This is a genomic window from Paenibacillus phyllosphaerae, from assembly GCF_014192105.1.
GTDB classification, from domain to species: Bacteria; Bacillota; Bacilli; order Paenibacillales; family Paenibacillaceae; genus Paenibacillus_Z; species Paenibacillus_Z phyllosphaerae.
Genome location: NZ_JACHXK010000005.1, coordinates 256,725 through 272,540 on the forward strand (window position 1 = coordinate 256,725; position 15,816 = coordinate 272,540).

The 15,816-nt window shown below is 58.1% G+C and carries 10 protein-coding genes; 3 read left to right on the forward strand and 7 right to left on the reverse strand.

Going from position 1 to position 15,816, the window contains the following annotated elements; all coding sequences use genetic code 11:
* Positions 1-296 precede the first annotated feature (296 nt).
* On the reverse strand, positions 297-2,681 hold the full coding sequence (locus FHS18_RS13640) for a helicase C-terminal domain-containing protein (RefSeq protein WP_183600820.1): 2,385 nt from the start codon (positions 2,679-2,681) through the stop codon (positions 297-299).
* Between the two features lie 190 nt (positions 2,682-2,871).
* Positions 2,872-4,098, reverse strand: coding sequence for an NAD(P)/FAD-dependent oxidoreductase (locus FHS18_RS13645; protein ID WP_183600615.1), 1,227 nt, complete (start codon positions 4,096-4,098; stop codon positions 2,872-2,874).
* Positions 4,099-4,617: 519 nt separating this feature from the next.
* Between FHS18_RS13645 and FHS18_RS13650 the strand changes: the two genes are divergently transcribed.
* The gene (locus FHS18_RS13650) at positions 4,618-5,952 is read left to right on the forward strand and encodes an MATE family efflux transporter (protein ID WP_246427652.1); all 1,335 of its coding nucleotides are present in this window, start codon (positions 4,618-4,620) and stop codon (positions 5,950-5,952) included.
* Positions 5,953-6,023: 71 nt separating this feature from the next.
* On the opposite strand, the gene FHS18_RS13655 is transcribed toward FHS18_RS13650, so the two are convergent.
* From FHS18_RS13655 to FHS18_RS13675, 5 genes are all read right to left on the reverse strand, one after another.
* Positions 6,024-7,037 carry a serine-rich family protein gene (locus FHS18_RS13655; protein ID WP_183600617.1) on the reverse strand — a complete coding sequence of 338 codons (1,014 nt, stop codon included), beginning with the start codon at positions 7,035-7,037 and terminating at the stop codon, positions 6,024-6,026.
* Between the two features lie 42 nt (positions 7,038-7,079).
* Entirely contained in the window at positions 7,080-8,333 is a 1,254-nt protein-coding gene (locus FHS18_RS13660; RefSeq protein WP_183600618.1) for a hypothetical protein, read from the reverse strand.
* Between the two features lie 208 nt (positions 8,334-8,541).
* Positions 8,542-9,885 (reverse strand): ABC transporter substrate-binding protein, encoded by a 1,344-nt coding sequence (locus tag FHS18_RS13665; protein ID WP_183600619.1) that lies wholly within the window; start codon positions 9,883-9,885, stop codon positions 8,542-8,544.
* Between the two features lie 204 nt (positions 9,886-10,089).
* Positions 10,090-10,923: a carbohydrate ABC transporter permease gene (locus FHS18_RS13670; RefSeq protein WP_183600620.1), complete on the reverse strand. Its 834-nt coding sequence runs from the start codon at positions 10,921-10,923 to the stop codon at positions 10,090-10,092.
* 1 nt (position 10,924) lies between these two features.
* Positions 10,925-11,812 carry a carbohydrate ABC transporter permease gene (locus FHS18_RS13675; RefSeq protein ID WP_183600621.1) on the reverse strand — a complete coding sequence of 296 codons (888 nt, stop codon included), beginning with the start codon at positions 11,810-11,812 and terminating at the stop codon, positions 10,925-10,927.
* Positions 11,813-12,096: 284 nt separating this feature from the next.
* Between FHS18_RS13675 and FHS18_RS13680 the strand changes: the two genes are divergently transcribed.
* Both FHS18_RS13680 and FHS18_RS13685 read left to right on the forward strand, forming a co-directional pair.
* Positions 12,097-13,983, forward strand: coding sequence for a cache domain-containing sensor histidine kinase (locus FHS18_RS13680; protein ID WP_183600622.1), 1,887 nt, complete (start codon positions 12,097-12,099; stop codon positions 13,981-13,983).
* Positions 13,980-15,581: a response regulator gene (locus tag FHS18_RS13685; protein ID WP_183600623.1), complete on the forward strand. Its 1,602-nt coding sequence runs from the start codon at positions 13,980-13,982 to the stop codon at positions 15,579-15,581. The genes FHS18_RS13680 and FHS18_RS13685 overlap by 4 nt, the downstream gene beginning before the upstream one ends.
* Positions 15,582-15,816 lie beyond the last annotated feature (235 nt).

Here is a 15,816-nt window from a genome sequence, read left to right on the forward strand (position 1 = left end):
TCCGCACATGCTCGCTGGTCCTTGTAGTCGCACTTTTACCGCTATTCCGCCACGCACCGCCGTTCACGCGCCATGTAGTCGCACTTTTACCGCTATTCCTCCACGCACCGCCGTTCACGCGCCATGTAGTCGCACTTTTACCGCTATTCCGCCACGCACCGCCGTTCACGCGCCATGTAGTCACCGCCGTTCACGCGCCATGTAGTCGTACTTTTACCGCTATTCCGCCACGCGCCGCCAGCTGGCTCGATCCTTGGGCTGACTTCAGCGCGAGCGTAGGTCGTTCTTACGCTCCCCTACCTCGGCGGGGGCGTGAACATCGACCAGCGCGGCGGCTTGTCCTCGCCGCGCCACTCCTCCGGGAGCAGGCGGCGGTACTGCGGCTGCTGGTAGCGGTCGTCGATGAGCAGGAGGACGCCGCTGTCGGATTCCGAGCGGATCAGGCGGCCGCCGGCTTGCAGCACTTTGTTCATCCCGGGGAAGATGTAGGCATACTCGAAGCCGCTGCCTCGCGTGCGGTCGAAGTAGCTCCGCAGCAGGTCGCGTTCGAAGCCGAGCTGCGGCAGGCCGACGCCGACCACAATGACGCCGGTAAGGCGGTCACCGACCAGATCGACGCCTTCGGAGAAGATCCCGCCCATCACCGCGAACGCCACCAGCGTCTGACGGCTCGCCGCGTCGAAGGCGGCCAAGAACTGCTCCCGCTCCGCCTCATTCATCTTGCTCTGCTGCACCATCACCCGCATGCTTCCGCTCGCCACGCGATCCGCCGCCAGCTCTTCGAACACACGGCGTACATCGTCCAAATACGCGTAAGACGGGAAGAACACCATGTAATTGCCCGGCCGTTCCCTCGTCACGCGGGCGATCCGCTCAGCTAGCGGCCCTCTCGTCCGTTCACGGTCCTGGTAGCGCGTCGACAGCGCGATCACTTCCACATCCAGCTGCTCGGCGGAGAACGGCGACGGAATCGCCACCGAATAGTCTTCCTCGCCTCCGCCGAGCATGTCCATGTAATAGTTCAGCGGAGACAGCGTCGCCGAGAATAATACCTGCGCGCGGTAGCCCTTCGTCATCTGGCGGAGCTGCTGCGACGGGTCCAGGCAGAACATTTTGACCCGGACATCGCTTCCCTCAACCTCCGTATACGTCACATGTCGCTCCGGATCGTACAGCTTCGCCGTACGCAGGAAGCTCTGCGCCGCGAAGAACGTCTCGAGCAGCCGCTCGCCCGGACTCTCCTCGCCATCCCCATGCCCGGCGGCTGCGCCCCCGTTGTCCGCTCCGCCCTTGGCCAGCACTCGCTCCGCCGCTGCCGAGAATGCTTCGATCAGCGCGATCAGTTCCTCCGGCTTGGCCGCTTCCACCTTGGTCTCCGTCATCGTCTTGCGGACGCCGAGCAAGTAGTCGTTCACCGCTTTGGCAGCGGTATAGACCTCCTTGCTGATCGGCTTCATCACGCGCGTAAGCGCCAGGTAGTCGCCTTTGGTCAGCTCCCCGGAGTACATCTCGCGGGCGCGGTCGACCAGATTATGCGCCTCATCCACGAGCAACGCGGTCTTGCGCTTCTGCTCCTCGAGCATTCGCTTCAAGCTCACCTTCGGGTCGAAGACATAATTGTAGTCGCCAATAATCGCATCGGCGGAATAAGCGGCATCGAGCGAGAACTCGAACGGACACACCCGGTGCTTGCGGGCGTATTGCTCGATGACCGTTCGCGTCATAATGGTTTCCTCGGTCAGCATGTCCAGCACCGCACCGTTCACCCGGTCGTAATAGCCCTCTGCGTATGGGCAATGCTCCTTGGAGCACCGCATCTCCTCCTGAAAACAGACCTTATCCTTGGCCGTAATCGTCACGGCATGCAGATGCAGCCCATGGCGCTGCATGAGCGCGAGCGCCTCCTCCGCGGCCGTGCGCGTAATCGTCCGCGCCGTCAAATAGAAAATGCGCTGCAGCATCCCCGCGCCCATCGCCTTGATGGACGGGAACAGCGTCGAGATCGTTTTGCCCGTACCGGTAGGCGCCTTGGCAAAAAGCTTCGTCTTCCCCTCGATCGTCTTATACACCGCTCCGGCGAACTTCCGCTGTCCCCCTCGGAACGACGGGAACGGAAACGGGAGCGCCTGAATGCTCGCGTTCCGCAGCTCCTCATGCGCAAGACGCATGCGGGCATACGGCGCATATCGCGCCGTCACGTCCTGCACGAATACATCCAGCTCCTCCTCCGTAACCTCGCGGACGAATCGCCGTTCCTCCTCCGTATCGACCTGGACATACGTAAGCTGCACCCGGATCGCCGCAAGCGCCCGTTCCCGTACCGTCATGTAGGCGTAGAAATAAGCCTGGGCCCAGTGCACCGGATACCCGTCGCCCTCGATTGCCGCAAGCTCGCCTGAAGTGGATTTAATCTCGTCAATGGTCAGGCGCCCGTCCTCGTCGGATAGCAGGCCATCACAGCGCCCATCGACCTGGAAGACCAGATTGCCGTATGGAATCTCGGCCTTCATATACACTTCCTTCTGATCGAGCTCGCCGTACTGCTGCTGAATCCGCTGATGCGCCTTCGTCCCTTCGGTCAGCGCCGTCGCCGTGCGGAAGCCCGACTCGATGTCTCCGCTGAGCAGGGCGTATTCTACCAAAGGCCGAACGGCAATGGCTACGATACTCGGCTCCGCCATGGTCATGCGCCACCTCCACAAGGAACGTTTGTTCCCTCTATTGTAGCACGGTTGGCAGCTAGGCGAAACTTACCGAGCAGCCTTGATGGCATAGGCGTTCCATTCCGGACAATTCTATGGCATCCAACGACGAAACGGCCGCAGCCTCCCCTTAAAGGGAAGCGCAAGCCGCCTCATTCCGCCTATTCGTCTATGCCTGCCCTTGCAGCAATCTGCCGATCACCTGTCCCAGATGCTCCGGTTCATTGGCATAATTGTAGATGCCCAGGAAAGCCTGGGTCGCTTCCGGGGATGCGCCGATCAACTGATTGACCGCCTGCTGCTGCGGCGTCACCGGGGTATGCCGTGTAATCTCGCAAGCCATCGCGAACCGCGACATCATCTTGGATTGCATGACATGATCATACGCCTTCGCCATCTGCTCCCAACGGATATCCCAGTGACCGTCGTTCGCCGACACGATCTTCGTCAGCTCCCGGCTGCCGAAGATGGCGTCATGCATGCCTTGGCCGACCGCCGGATCCTTGAACGACAGCGCGTCGCCGAGCAACGCCCAACCGGGCCCCATCCCTTCATACCAGTCGTTGTCGTAGCCAAGCAGCCCCTTAACCGGCCCTTCCAGCCGCGCCTGGGCCAACCGTTGCGGGAATCCCGTATTCCCGAAAGCCGCCTCCGCCAGATCACGGAAACCCGCTTCCGCATGAGCGCTGAACTTCTCCCGCCATTCCTGATCGGCGAGCGGGAACATGATTCCGGCAACGTGCAGCTCGTCGCTGGTCGGGAACACGATGGCAATGCCGTCTCCCTGCTTGTAGAACTCGACGCAAGGCTCGCCGGGCTGATTGTAGCCATGGAAATACCCCACATAGGAGGCAAAATCCGTCGGCACGCGATGCAGCTGCCGGCTGCCGACTAAACTCCGAACGAGCGAACGCCTTCCGTCCGCGCCGACCACCAGCCCCGCTTGAAACTGCTCGATTCTGCCGTCCTTATGCTGACCGACAACACCCGTTACCCGATCGCCGTCCCGCAGCAGTTCCGTGACCCGGAAGCCTTGGATGGCCGTTACGCCAGGCTGCTGGATCGCGTGCCGGAACAGCACATCGTCCAGATGCGTCCTTCTGACGCACAGACATCCCAGCTCCCCATCCACTTCCGGATAGTCCCCCTCGATTACCGCCCCGTCCATCACAATGTGCGCATGTTTATAAAGCGGCGCGCCTGTCGCAAGCAGCTCATCCAGCACGCCCATCTCCCGGAGCATCGCGACCGAATTGCCGAAAAAATTGTGCGTGGACAGCGTATCGCTCGGCAGCTGCCCTTTCTCCAGCAGCAGTACCCGGTACCCCGCCTTCGACAGCTCATACGCGAGCGAAGCACCCGCCACTCTGGCCCCTACAATAATAACGTCGAACATCTCGCAACCACCCTTTGCACGTAGAATTGTTATCTCCATCCTACGACCGAATGGCCTCCGCCGAATAGTTACCGCAGTCACCCGCGCTGTCATCATCTTGGCGTGACAGAACGGTTACGTCACCTCTGAACACAAGGTGAAACGGCTAATGCCGTCTTTGATGGACTAGGCGCGTTTCATTCGCAACTTATACATTCTTATATTTTGACAAAAAGACGAGCATCCGAATCGCTTCGAATGCTCGTCGATCTGCCAGCTGCGTTTCAACGCATGTATGCCAAACATTACCATTCTGATGCAAATTCATCGCACCTTTGCCCTCGCTCGAAGCTGTTTAATGGCAAGTTTCCCCTTTATTACATGGATAAAGATACTCACTTATTTTTAATAGGATTTTGATGCATTACCTATAAGTCTGTGATACGATAGCCCCATTGAAAATCGATGAAAGTGAAGGTGGTTTTTCTGTCACAGACAGCTTTGGAGAAGGAGCGATCCTCATCCAAATTTAATTTGTATATGCTGACTTGGCCGATCTTCCTCGAGCTTACCTTGTTTATGCTCATGGGAACGGCCGATACGCTCATGCTCAGCCACGTGTCCGACGACGCGGTGTCTGCAGTCGGGGTCGTGACGCAGTACTTATACATTTGCATTCTTATCATGGAAGTCGTGAGCAACGGGGCAGCGATCGTTGTTGCCCAATATATCGGTGCGAAGCGGATGCTAGAGGCGTCCAAAATTGCGGGGCTTGCGGTTACGCTGAATTTCATGCTCGGGATTATCGTGAGCGGCGGCCTATTGTTGTTCGGCAATATGATCTTGGACGAAATGAATCTGCACGGCCAGGTGCTCGAGTACGCACGGTCGTATATGAGCATCGTCGGCGGCTTCCTCTTCGTGCAGGCGCTGATCAATGTCTTCGCGAGCCTCATTCGGACGTATGGCTTCACGAAAGAATCGATGTTCGTTTCGCTCGGGATGAATGTGCTGCACGTAGGGCTCAATTACCTGTTGATCTTCGGCAATTGGGGCTTCCCGGCGATGGGCGTCGAAGGTGCGGCCGTCTCCACGGTCATTAGCCGCGGCGTTGCGTTCGTCGTCTTCCTCTGGATGCTCTACCGCGTCATGGAAGTGCGCATTGCATTCCGTTATTATCTGACATTCACGAAGGAATATGTACAAAAGATCTTGAAGATCGGCATTCCTTCGGCGCTCGAGCAAGTAACCTACCATGCTTGCCAGACCGTGTTCCTCTATTATGTTACGTATCTTGGGACCGAAGCACTGGCTGCGCGCCAGTACGCGATGTCCATCTCGCAATACGTGTTCTTGTTCAGCGCGGCGATCGGCATGGGAACCGCGATTATCGTCGGTCGTCTGATCGGCGCCAAGCAGAAGGATCATGCCTACAAGCGCGTCATTTCGAGCGTCGCCTGGAGCATCGGCATTACGATCATCGTCGATATTATCGCCATGATCTTCCGCTATCCGCTCGTCGGGTTCTTCACGGATAACCCGAACGTCGTCAGCATGGCCGCGCAGGTCATTCTGATCAGCATCGTGCTCGAGACCGGCCGCTCCGGCAACCTCGTGCTCGTCAATGCGCTGCGCGCGGCCGGCGACGCGAAGTTCACCGTCTACATGGGCTTCATCTCGATGGTGCTCATGAGCCTGCCGCTCGGCTACCTGCTCGTGTTCCAGATGGATATGGGCCTCGTCGGCGTATGGCTTGCCATCGCAGCCGATGAATGGCTGCGCGCCGTCATCATGTGGGTCCGCTGGAGAAGCCGCCGGTGGGAAAGCCGCGCGCTGGTCGAACCGACGGAAGCCGCGCACGCTTCCGCGCACTAAGCGAACAATAGCAAGAGCCCGCCATCGTCATGGCGGGCTCTTCGGCTATGGCTAATTAGGTGAGAAGCGGATTACTCGTCGTCATGGTTGCTGCTGTAGCTATTGTCGGACGCAACTTGGGACTCTGTAGACTTGGAACCGTCCAAGTCCAGGCCAAAGTCTTTGTCCGACTTGCTCCAGCTTTCGTAAGAAGCCTGCTCTTCCGTTGTACCTTCTTCGTCGTTGCTGCTGTAGCTGTTATCGGATGCTACCTTAGACTCCGTGGACTTCGATGCGTCCAGATCTAGCCCTAGATTGCCGTCCGATTTGCTCCAGCCCTCGTACGAAGATTGTTTGTCTGTCGTGCCCTCTTCGTCGTTGCTGCTGTAGCTGTTATCGGATGCTACCTTGGACTCCGTAGACTTCGATGCGTCCAGGTCTAGCCCTAGATTGCCGTCCGACTTGCTCCAACCCTCGTACGAAGATTGCTTGTCTGTCGTGCCCTCTTCGTCGTTGCTGCTGTAGCTGTTATCGGATGCGAACTTAGATTCGTTTGAATGCGATGCATTCAATCCCAAGTCAAGTTTGCTTTCCGATTGGCCCCAGCCGCTGAAAGAGGACTGGCTTTCATTCGTACCTTCATGGTTCTCACGATCGGCGCTGGCCGCTGCTTGCGAAGCCGACGCTGCGGAGGCGTTCAGGTTCAGATCGAGATCGGAACTCGACAGGTAGTACGATTTGGAAGAAGAGCTGTTGTTGCCCTCGCCGTATTCGTGGCTGCCGATGGATTGGTACTCTCCCTCATGCTCGAGGCCGGCATCAAGGTCCAAATCCAGACCGAGCAAACCCTGCCCATACTGACCGTATCCCGCCTCGTTCTCGTATCCATTGCCGCTGCTTCCCAAGGATAAGCCATGCGCCGAGCTGCCGCCAATATTCAAGCTCAAGCCCAGATCGGCTTTGAGCGAGGATTGACCGCCATAGCTCTGGCTCTGGCTGTGGCTATGGTTCTCTGCGGCATAACCCGCTTGCGAAGCTCCGACCAGACCAAGAACGACCGACGCCGACAACACCCAAACTTTTGTCCATTGAGATACTTTTTTCATAAGAGATGCACTCCTTCTCATATTTGTTATTGTGATTGAACGTTAGGTCCATTCGACATCAACGTGTGAGAAAGAGTCATCTTGCGGCGGTTGGCCCGGCGGCGCTTGCGACCACTGGTCCGTGCCCACATCATAATGCTCGATAAGGCGCAGGCTTGATGCAGTCGTGTTCAGCTCGGTACCCAGCTCCCAGAGGGAAATCGGGGATGGCCAAGCTTGTCCCGCTGGACCGCTCGCACCAGAGGAGGAAGCGTAACCGCCTCCGCCAACTGCCGGAACAGCCTGCACCGCAACGGCTGGATGCTCGCCGCGTACCGGCCAAGCCGCCTGATCGGCAACCGGGGCTGCCGATACGGCTCGTTCGCTCGGCAGCAGCTCATTAGGCTGAACCGCATAGCCGGCCGACGAGAGAGCTCGACTCGTCAACAAAGGCAGCGCTTCGGGACTCACCCGATTGGGCTGTGATACGGCAGAAGCATTCACATGGGCTGCCTTATCGTCCACCGCCGGCGACAGCTCGTCCGATTCCTCTGCAGCCGGCGCTTCATTCGGCGCAAGTCCTTCCCCTTGCTCCGAAGAAACGGTCGGCGCAGAGCTGGGAGCGTCGTCCACGGGCTCGTTTACCACAGGCACAGCCGGAATTTCGACCGAAGTCGTAGGGAGCTCCACCTGTACTTCAGGCAGCTGGTCAACATCATGATCGGCGTCAACCGTGCTCGGCGTCGTTTCGATAGCTGCAATCGGCGTGTCCACCTTCACCCCAGGTACTTCGACCTGCAGATCCGGCAGGAGGCCGTCGCCGCCATCCGTACCCACTTTGCCAGGCGTCGTCTCGATTGTCGCAATCGGTGTACCCACCTTCACTGCTGGTGCTACTACCTGCAGTTCGGGAAGCAACCTGCTTCCATGCTCGGTTCCTACCTCTGTTGGCGTCGTCGTTACGTCGGCAACGGGGGTATGAATCTCGATGGATGGCACTTCCACGCTCAGATTAGGCAGTAACCCTTCCGAGTCCTCAACGTCAAGCTGAATCCTCGGGAGTCCCACCGTCAGAAGCGGCGTATCGAGTTGCAAGTCTGGCAGCGTCAGAGCAGCGCCAGCTTTGCGATCGTCATTCCGCTCCTCTGCTGAAGACTGCTTGGTGTCCGCCTCCTTCTCCGGCGAGATCACCTTCTCCAGCATCGCCGAAGCCTTCGGCGGTTGGAGCAGCTGCACGCCAAGACCAAGCGCAAGCAGGAATGCCATCGTCAATAGCATTCGGATCGCACGGCCAGCGTCTCGGCGTTTCGTCGTCATTCGCATTCGTCACCTCCTTTCCTTCGAGGAAATTCGATCACACTCGTTCTTTAACTCGATCCCGCCGTTTTTAATCCGCCTAACGGTTATCCGCGAATGCCGAAGCGATCATCGACATCCGCAATCCGCCGTGGTTGTGAGCTTTTGACCGGACAAAAAAAGAGACCGCTCAGCCCCATAAAGGACCAAGCCGTCTCCTGTAACCCGCTTAACGTTTCACGATATCCGCCACTGCTTTGTCGAATTTCTCGAGCAGTTGGTCGCCGGTAATTTGCTTGCCGAGGTACTCCTGCATCGCAGAGCCCCATTGTTGGGTAATACCATCTGGGAAGCGATCCCAGTTCCAGCCTTTAACTTGCTCCGGATGCTCTTGCGAGAAGGTCGCGAAGTCGCCGCCGATCTTGCCGATCGCCGCCGTGTCCGGCGTAATCGTCGATACCGCAGGGATGAATTTGAAGTCCGTCGCGATGAATTTCTGACCTGTCTCGCTCGTAACCATCCACTCGAGGAACTTCTTCGCTTCCTCCGGATGCGCCGATTTGTTGTTGACGATCCAGTTGTTCGGAACGCCCGTGAATGCATACGGCTGCGCCTTAAGCGGTACCGGCATCATGCCGAGGTTCATCTCCGGGTTCACCTCGTCAACCATGCCTTGAATCCAGTTGCCGTGCTGAATGATCGCATATTTGCCCGCCGCGAATTCAGCCACTTGCGTGTTGTAGTCGGTCGTCAGGGCGTTCTTCTGGCCGTTCGCGAACATAATGTCGACCAGGCGGAGCCAATCCTTCATGATTGGATCATCCTTGAACGTTGCTTTGCCTGCCTTCACGTCTTCGATGAACGCAGCCGGGTCATCATGGTTCGCCAGCGAAATGTTCATCGTGTGGATACCCATCGACCACCACTCGCTCGTCAGAGCAAACGGCGTAATGCCTGCGTCTTGCAGCTTCTTCACGGCAGCTTCGAGCTCGTCAATCGTCTGCGGCAGCGCCGTAATGCCCGCCTTGGCGAACAGGTCCTTATTGTACGTGAAGCCGTATGCCTCGAGGTTCATTGGCATGCCGAGCAGTTTGCCGTCACGCGAAATTTGCGCCTTGGACGCCTCGACGAGGTCCTTCGCCCATGACTCGCCGCTCAGATCCGTCGCCCGATCGACGTAGGGGTCGAAGCCGGCCCAGCCGCTGGAGTTGAAGATCTCCGGCTCCTCGCCTGCCGCAAGCTCCGCCTTGAGCAGCGCGCTGTAGTCCTCGCCGCCGCCATGCGTCTCGATCTCGACTTTCACGCCGGTCTCCGCCTCATAAGCTTCCGCCAGCTTTTGCAGCGCGTCGGCGATCTCGACTTTGAACTGGAATACTTTGATCGTGACGTCTTCCTTCTTCTCCGGCTCGGCCGGCTTGTTGTCGGTCGTCGCATTCTCCGTTGTCGTCGTTGCGTTACCCGCGGTGCCCGCGTTGTTCGTTTCCGTGTTGCCCCCGTTATTGCTGTTGCCGCATCCAGCGAGCGTAACCATAAGCGCCGCCGCCATCAGCATCGTGATCCCCTTCTTTTTCATCCCTCATGACCTCCCATGATATAAGTACGGATCGCCATCACATCGTCATTATAGATTGGAAGCGCTTCACCCCAACACCGAGAATATTGAACGGTTGAGGTGTAAAATGTTGTCTTGCGCTTCCGCAGGAAGCGCAAGACAACAAGCAAACCAATCATTACTAGCCGAATGCTGCGCTCCCTACCGGAAGCGCAAACCAATCGGCTACCCTTTAACAGATCCCGCCGTAATCCCCGCGATAATATGTTTCTGCAGCAGCAGGAAGAACGCGACGACCGGGATCGTCGAGAGCGTCAGCGCCGCCATCGCCAGGTCCCATTTACGCAAATATTGCCCGAAAAACTTCTGGACCGCAAGCGGAATCGTCGTGAACGAGTCGTTGATGACGAGCACCGGCAGCAAGTAATCGTTCCAGATCCACAGGACGTTCAGGATGATCACCGTCATCGTAATCGGCTTCAGCAGCGGGAAGACGATGCGCAAGAACACGCCGTACGGGCTTGCCCCATCCACGACCGCCGCTTCCTCGATCTCGTAAGGAACCGACTTGATGAAGCCATGATAGAGGAACATCGACAGCGGCAGGCCGAAGCCCAAGTAACAGATGACGATGCCGTGCAGATTGCCCCTCAGCTCGAACAGCGCCGTAATGCGCATCAGCGGCAGCATGACCGATTGGAACGGGATGATCATCGCCGCGACGAGCACGTTGAACAGAATTTTGTTAAACAACGTCGGTCTCCGCACGAGCCGGTAGGCCGTCATCGAGCTGACGATCACGAGCGCCAGTACGCTTAAGCCCGTTACGACGACCGAGTGCATAAGGACGGTCGGAAAATCGATCGCAATCCAGGCCCGCTTGAAGTTGCTGAAGCTGAATACTTCCGGCAGCTTCGCCGCGTTGAGCAGAATCTCGGCCAGCTTCTTGAACGAGTTGACGATCAGGAAGTAGAACGGCGACAGGAACAAGAGCGCGACCAGAATGCCGATAATCTCGAGGACCAGCACGCCGCCGGTATAACGTTTTTTCTCCTCCATGCTACGCTTCCACCTCCTTCTTCTTCGTCACCCAGACTTGCGTAAGCGTAATGAGCGCCACGCCGAAGAAGAAAATCATCGCTTTGGCCGTACCGAGGCCGTAACGCCCGTTGACGAGCCCTTCGCGGTAAATATTGAGCGCGATCGACTCGGTCGCATTACCCGGACCGCCGCCGGTGAGCGAAAGGTTAAGATCGAACATTTTGAACGCGTTCGAGGTCGTCAGGAACAAGCAGATCGTAATGGCCGGCATGATCAGCGGCAACGTTACGCTGCGCAGAATGCGCCATGCGCCGGCGCCGTCGATCCGCGCCGCCTCCATCAATTCCTTCGGTACGTTCAGGATAGCCGCGATGTAGATCAGCATCATGTAGCCCGCCGTCTGCCAGACGAACACGATGACGATGCCCCAGAATCCCGTTGCCGGCGTCCCCAGCCATTGCAGATTGAAGAATCCGATGCCGGTCGCCTCGCCGATCGTGGAGAATCCTCGGACGAAGATGAAATACCAGATGTAGCCGAGCAGCAGCCCGCCGATGACGTTCGGCAGGAAGAAGATCGTGCGCAGCACACCTTTGAGCTTCAAATTCTGCGTCAGCAGCATCGCCAGGACGAAAGAAACGAGATTCGTCACCGCGACGGCCGCCACCGTGAATTTGGACGTGAACCAGAATGCCGACCAGAACCGGTCGTCTTCGGTAAAGATGCGCTTCAGATTGTCCAGTCCCACCCATTTGGCATGGTCCATATCCATGCCGTCCCAGCTGGTGAACGTGTAATAGAAGCCCATGAAGAATGGCAAGATGACGATCAGCGTAAAGAACAGGAGACCCGGTCCGACGAAGACGGTCTGCTGGATCCATTCACTTAACTGTTTGCGTTTTAACATAACCGCGCTTCCCCTCCTCTTGCATTGGTACGTTATTGGCTTAAGTATAAAACCGCCTTGGACCGCCGCACACCGAGGATGATGATGAACAAGGTGGAATATATTGACCTTTGGCCTCCACATCGGTTACTGTTGAACCATCCCACCTACGAATGAATTCAAACGTTTGCACAATGCCCAAATGTAAGCGCATACTAGAGATATCAGCTTGTACGCCAAGCTAAACCAACGTAGGTCGCCGCCTGCCTGCGCAAAGCGTGCGCTCCTGAACGCCGTAATACAAGATGCATGCAAGGGAGGGCCTTATCATACCCGGTTTCCCGTTATTCAAAAATACGATCCGCAACAAGCTCATGCTGCTGCTGCTCGCGGCCACGATCGTGCCGATCGCAAGCTCGATGGTCATCTCGTACATCGCGACCAAGAACTCGATCACCGAGGAGGCGGTGGCGACGAACGCCCGGCTGTTATCGCTCGGCAAGACGAACATCCTCAATTACATGAACAACATCAACCAGAAGTCGCTCGCGGTCTACAATTCGATGAACGTCCCGCGGTCGCTCTATTATCTGCTCGAGCACGATATGGAGGACGAGGTGTTCCCGAACGATCTGTCGGACGTCATCCGCAACCGCAATCTGCTCAAGGACCATCTGTACAACATTTATCAGAGCATTCAGGAGTTCGCCCAGGTCCGGCTCTACGTGGTCAAGCAGAATACGACGTATCTGCTGCGCAACGATGACCTGAAGGTCGGCCAGAACGAGCAGCGCCCAACCGACTTCAATTCCTCCGGCAAAACGTCGATCGAACCGACGCACTTAAGCCACTACTACGGACTCGATCTGAAAGGGAGCACGCAGGAGCCGGTCTTCACGCTCCATCGTCCGATCTTCCGCGCGCCGAGCGACGAGCTGCTGGCGAGGCTGTCCATCGACGTGAAGCTGAACGTGCTCGCCGACTTGAACCGCCAGCTGTATGACGAAGGCGAGCAATTCTACATCGTCGACAAGTCCGGGAGCGTCATTCTATCCTCCGAGGCAGAAGTGCCAGTACAGGAGAAGGTGCTCGAATGGTTCACGAAGGTGGCTCGGGCAGAGGAGGACAGCGGGCATATCGACTATAAGGGAGATGGCTTTGCGGGCATTATTTTTCACGATCGGGTCAAGACCTCGTATATGGACTGGTATCTCGTCAAATTGTCGCCGTACACCCATCTGTACGAACGGGCCGGCGGCATCGCCCGCATCAATGCCTTCATCGGGATCGGCGCGCTCGCCATTGCCGTGCTCGCCACGCTCTACGTGTCGCTGCGCATAACGAAGCCGTTGCTGCGCCTGATCGGCTACGTGAACAAGATCGAGACCGGCCAGCTGAATACCGCGATCGACATTCACAGCAATGACGAAATCGGCGTGCTCGCAAGGCGATTCCGCTCCATGATGCAGACGATCAACAATCTCATCTTGAAGGAATACCGGCTGGAGATCGCCAGCAAGACGAACCAGCTGAAGGCGCTGCAGGCACAGGTGAACCCGCATTTCCTGTACAACGCGATGCAATCGATCGGCACGGTGGCGCTGCAGCACAAAGATATGCAGGTCTACTCGCTGCTCACGTCGCTGGGCAAAATGATGCGCTATCAGATGAGCACCGAGCGGGCGGTCGTCGAGCTCGCCAAGGAGATCGATTACGTGCAGGCGTACCTCGATCTGCAAAAGCAGCGGTTCGATACGGCCCTCGAAGTCACCCTCGATATCGATCCGCGGACCAGACCGATCGTCGTGCCGAAGATGATCCTGCAGCCGATCGTCGAGAACTTCTTCAAGCACGGCTTCGTCCCGGACGGCCAAGAGCCCGCCAAGCTCAGGGTCGCGAGTTCGCTTGAAGAGGGCAGCCTGACGATCCGCATCGAAGACAACGGCAAAGGGATGAGCGAGGAACAGCTCATCCAGGCGATGCATCAGCTTACCCGCGGCGAGGCTGCGGCGGCGTCCGATTGGAACAGCCCGGCAAGCGAGGAGGGCGGGATCGGGCTTCGCAACGTGCTATCGCGCCTGCAGCTGCATTTTCACCCGAAAGCGACGCTGTCGCTCTATCCGGTTACCCCGCATGGCTTAGGGGTTATGCTACATATTCCGCTTGAGGAAGGAGCTGTATCTAACGTATGAACGTGTTGATCGTGGATGATGAACGCCATGTGAGAGAGGCTGTTAAGCTGCTGGTCGACTGGGAGTCGATGGGGATTGAGCATGTGCTCGAGGCGGCCGACGGCGCGGCGGCAGTGCAGCTCATCCAGGAGCGGAAGCCGGAGATTATCTTCACCGATATGATGATGCCCAATATGGGCGGCGTGGAGCTGCTCGCATGGGCGGCCCGGCATTCTCCGACGAGCAAACTGGTCGTGATCAGCGGGCATGACGATTTCGAATTCGTCCGCCAGACGCTCACTTACGGCGGCGTCGACTATATTCTGAAGCCGATCGATCCGCTGCAGCTGAACCAGGCGCTGACCAAGGCGATCGACGGCTGGCGCGCCGATGAGGAAGCCCGGCTGCGCGATCAGCGTCACGGGACGCAGATCCATCAGCTCAAACCCGTCTATCTGGAGCAATTCCTCTCTACCTTAATTACGGATCCGGGGGCTTCGACGGGCGCGGCGCAGACGCTCTGCCAAGAGTTCGGCCTAAGCCATCCGCCTGCGCGCGGCCGGATCGCGCTGATCAGCCTGGATCTCGCGCCGCCGACGCTGCGCCGGAAGTTCGCCGCAGGGTGGGACCTGTTGTATTTTGCCATCCTTAATATAGGTAACGAGCTGCTGCGGGAGCAAAAGCTCGGCTACGCCTTCCGCTGCCGCGGCTCGGAGAACGAGGTCGCGCTGCTCTTCTGGGGCGATGCGCCCGAAGCCGCCGGCGTGCTGGCCGAGATCGAGGCGGCGATCAAGCGCACGCTGAAGGCGCGGCTTGCCTTCGGCCTGGGCAATCCCGCGGCGCTGCCCGGCGCGCTTGGCGTCTCGTACCGCCAGGCCCGCCAGTCGCTCGCGCGGCGCAACCTCCTCGACGGGCGGCAATGGTGCCATCGCTCGGATGCGGGAGCCGTGGCGCCTGCATCCGCAGCGCCGCTCTTCAATGATTATGAGGAGCGGATCCGTTACGCGGTGCAGAGCGGCAACCCCGAGCAGATCGAGGCGGCGCTCGCGCCATGGTTCCAAGCGCTCAATCAGACCGCATACATCTCGCCCGAGCAGCTGCAGCTGTGGTGGCAGGAGATTGCGGTCGCCAAGTCCGTCTGGCAGCGCGATGGCCGTCCCGTCTCCGTATCCGGCGGCTCCGCAAGCTTCGTCATCCCGGCGGATGAGGAAGGCGCTTTTGACCTCAATGGCTGGAAGCAGCTGGTGCTCGAGCAGGTGTGCGAGGTAGGGAAGCGATACGCCGAGGCCGATCAAGACCGCGGCGTCATCCACGAGATCGCCGATTATATCGCGCAATTCGCGCATGAGGATATTTCGCTCCAGACGATCGCGGCACGCTTCTTCCTCAGCCGGGAGTATATCTCGCGCAAATTCAAGCAGGTGATGAACGAGAATATCTCCGACTACGTGACGCGGATCCGGATCGATCGGGCCAAGTCGCTGCTGCTCGCACCGCAGCTGAAAATATCCCAGATCGCCGAGAAGGTCGGCTTCCAGGACGAGAAATATTTCAGCAAAGTGTTCAAGAAACAGACCGGGTGCTCGCCCGGGGAATACCGCAAGCAACTTCATGACTAGTCACATGACTGCGGTAACTAGAGCGAGAGGGGAGGGCGGCGCTATAATAAGGTACATAAAGGCGCTGCACAATCCTCCAAGAGATCATCCAAAAATAAAGGCGTACCTCACATCTCAAGCGCTGCGTTCGCAGCATTCCCCGCTGCTTCCTTGGCAGCCATGCCGCAGACAGCCTTCTCCACGGCTGCGGCGAATACGTCCTTGTACGCGGCAATCACAAGCGGCCCCCAGCCGC

Excerpts from the sequence above, each read along its gene's own strand:
- FHS18_RS13655 (WP_183600617.1), bottom strand. The coding sequence starts at position 7,037 with ATGAAAAAAGTATCTCAATGGACAAAAGTTTGGGTGTTGTCGGCGTCG.
- FHS18_RS13640 (WP_183600820.1), bottom strand. The coding sequence starts at position 2,681 with ATGGCGGAGCCGAGTATCGTAGCCATTGCCGTTCGGCCTTTGGTAGAA.
- FHS18_RS13685 (WP_183600623.1), top strand. The coding sequence starts at position 13,980 with ATGAACGTGTTGATCGTGGATGATGAACGCCATGTGAGAGAGGCTGTT.
- FHS18_RS13650 (WP_246427652.1), top strand. The coding sequence starts at position 4,618 with ATGCTGACTTGGCCGATCTTCCTCGAGCTTACCTTGTTTATGCTCATG.
- FHS18_RS13670 (WP_183600620.1), bottom strand. The coding sequence starts at position 10,923 with ATGGAGGAGAAAAAACGTTATACCGGCGGCGTGCTGGTCCTCGAGATT.
- FHS18_RS13645 (WP_183600615.1), bottom strand. The coding sequence starts at position 4,098 with ATGTTCGACGTTATTATTGTAGGGGCCAGAGTGGCGGGTGCTTCGCTC.
- FHS18_RS13675 (WP_183600621.1), bottom strand. The coding sequence starts at position 11,812 with ATGTTAAAACGCAAACAGTTAAGTGAATGGATCCAGCAGACCGTCTTC.
- FHS18_RS13665 (WP_183600619.1), bottom strand. The coding sequence starts at position 9,885 with ATGAAAAAGAAGGGGATCACGATGCTGATGGCGGCGGCGCTTATGGTT.
- FHS18_RS13660 (WP_183600618.1), bottom strand. The coding sequence starts at position 8,333 with ATGACGACGAAACGCCGAGACGCTGGCCGTGCGATCCGAATGCTATTG.
- FHS18_RS13680 (WP_183600622.1), top strand. The coding sequence starts at position 12,097 with ATGCATGCAAGGGAGGGCCTTATCATACCCGGTTTCCCGTTATTCAAA.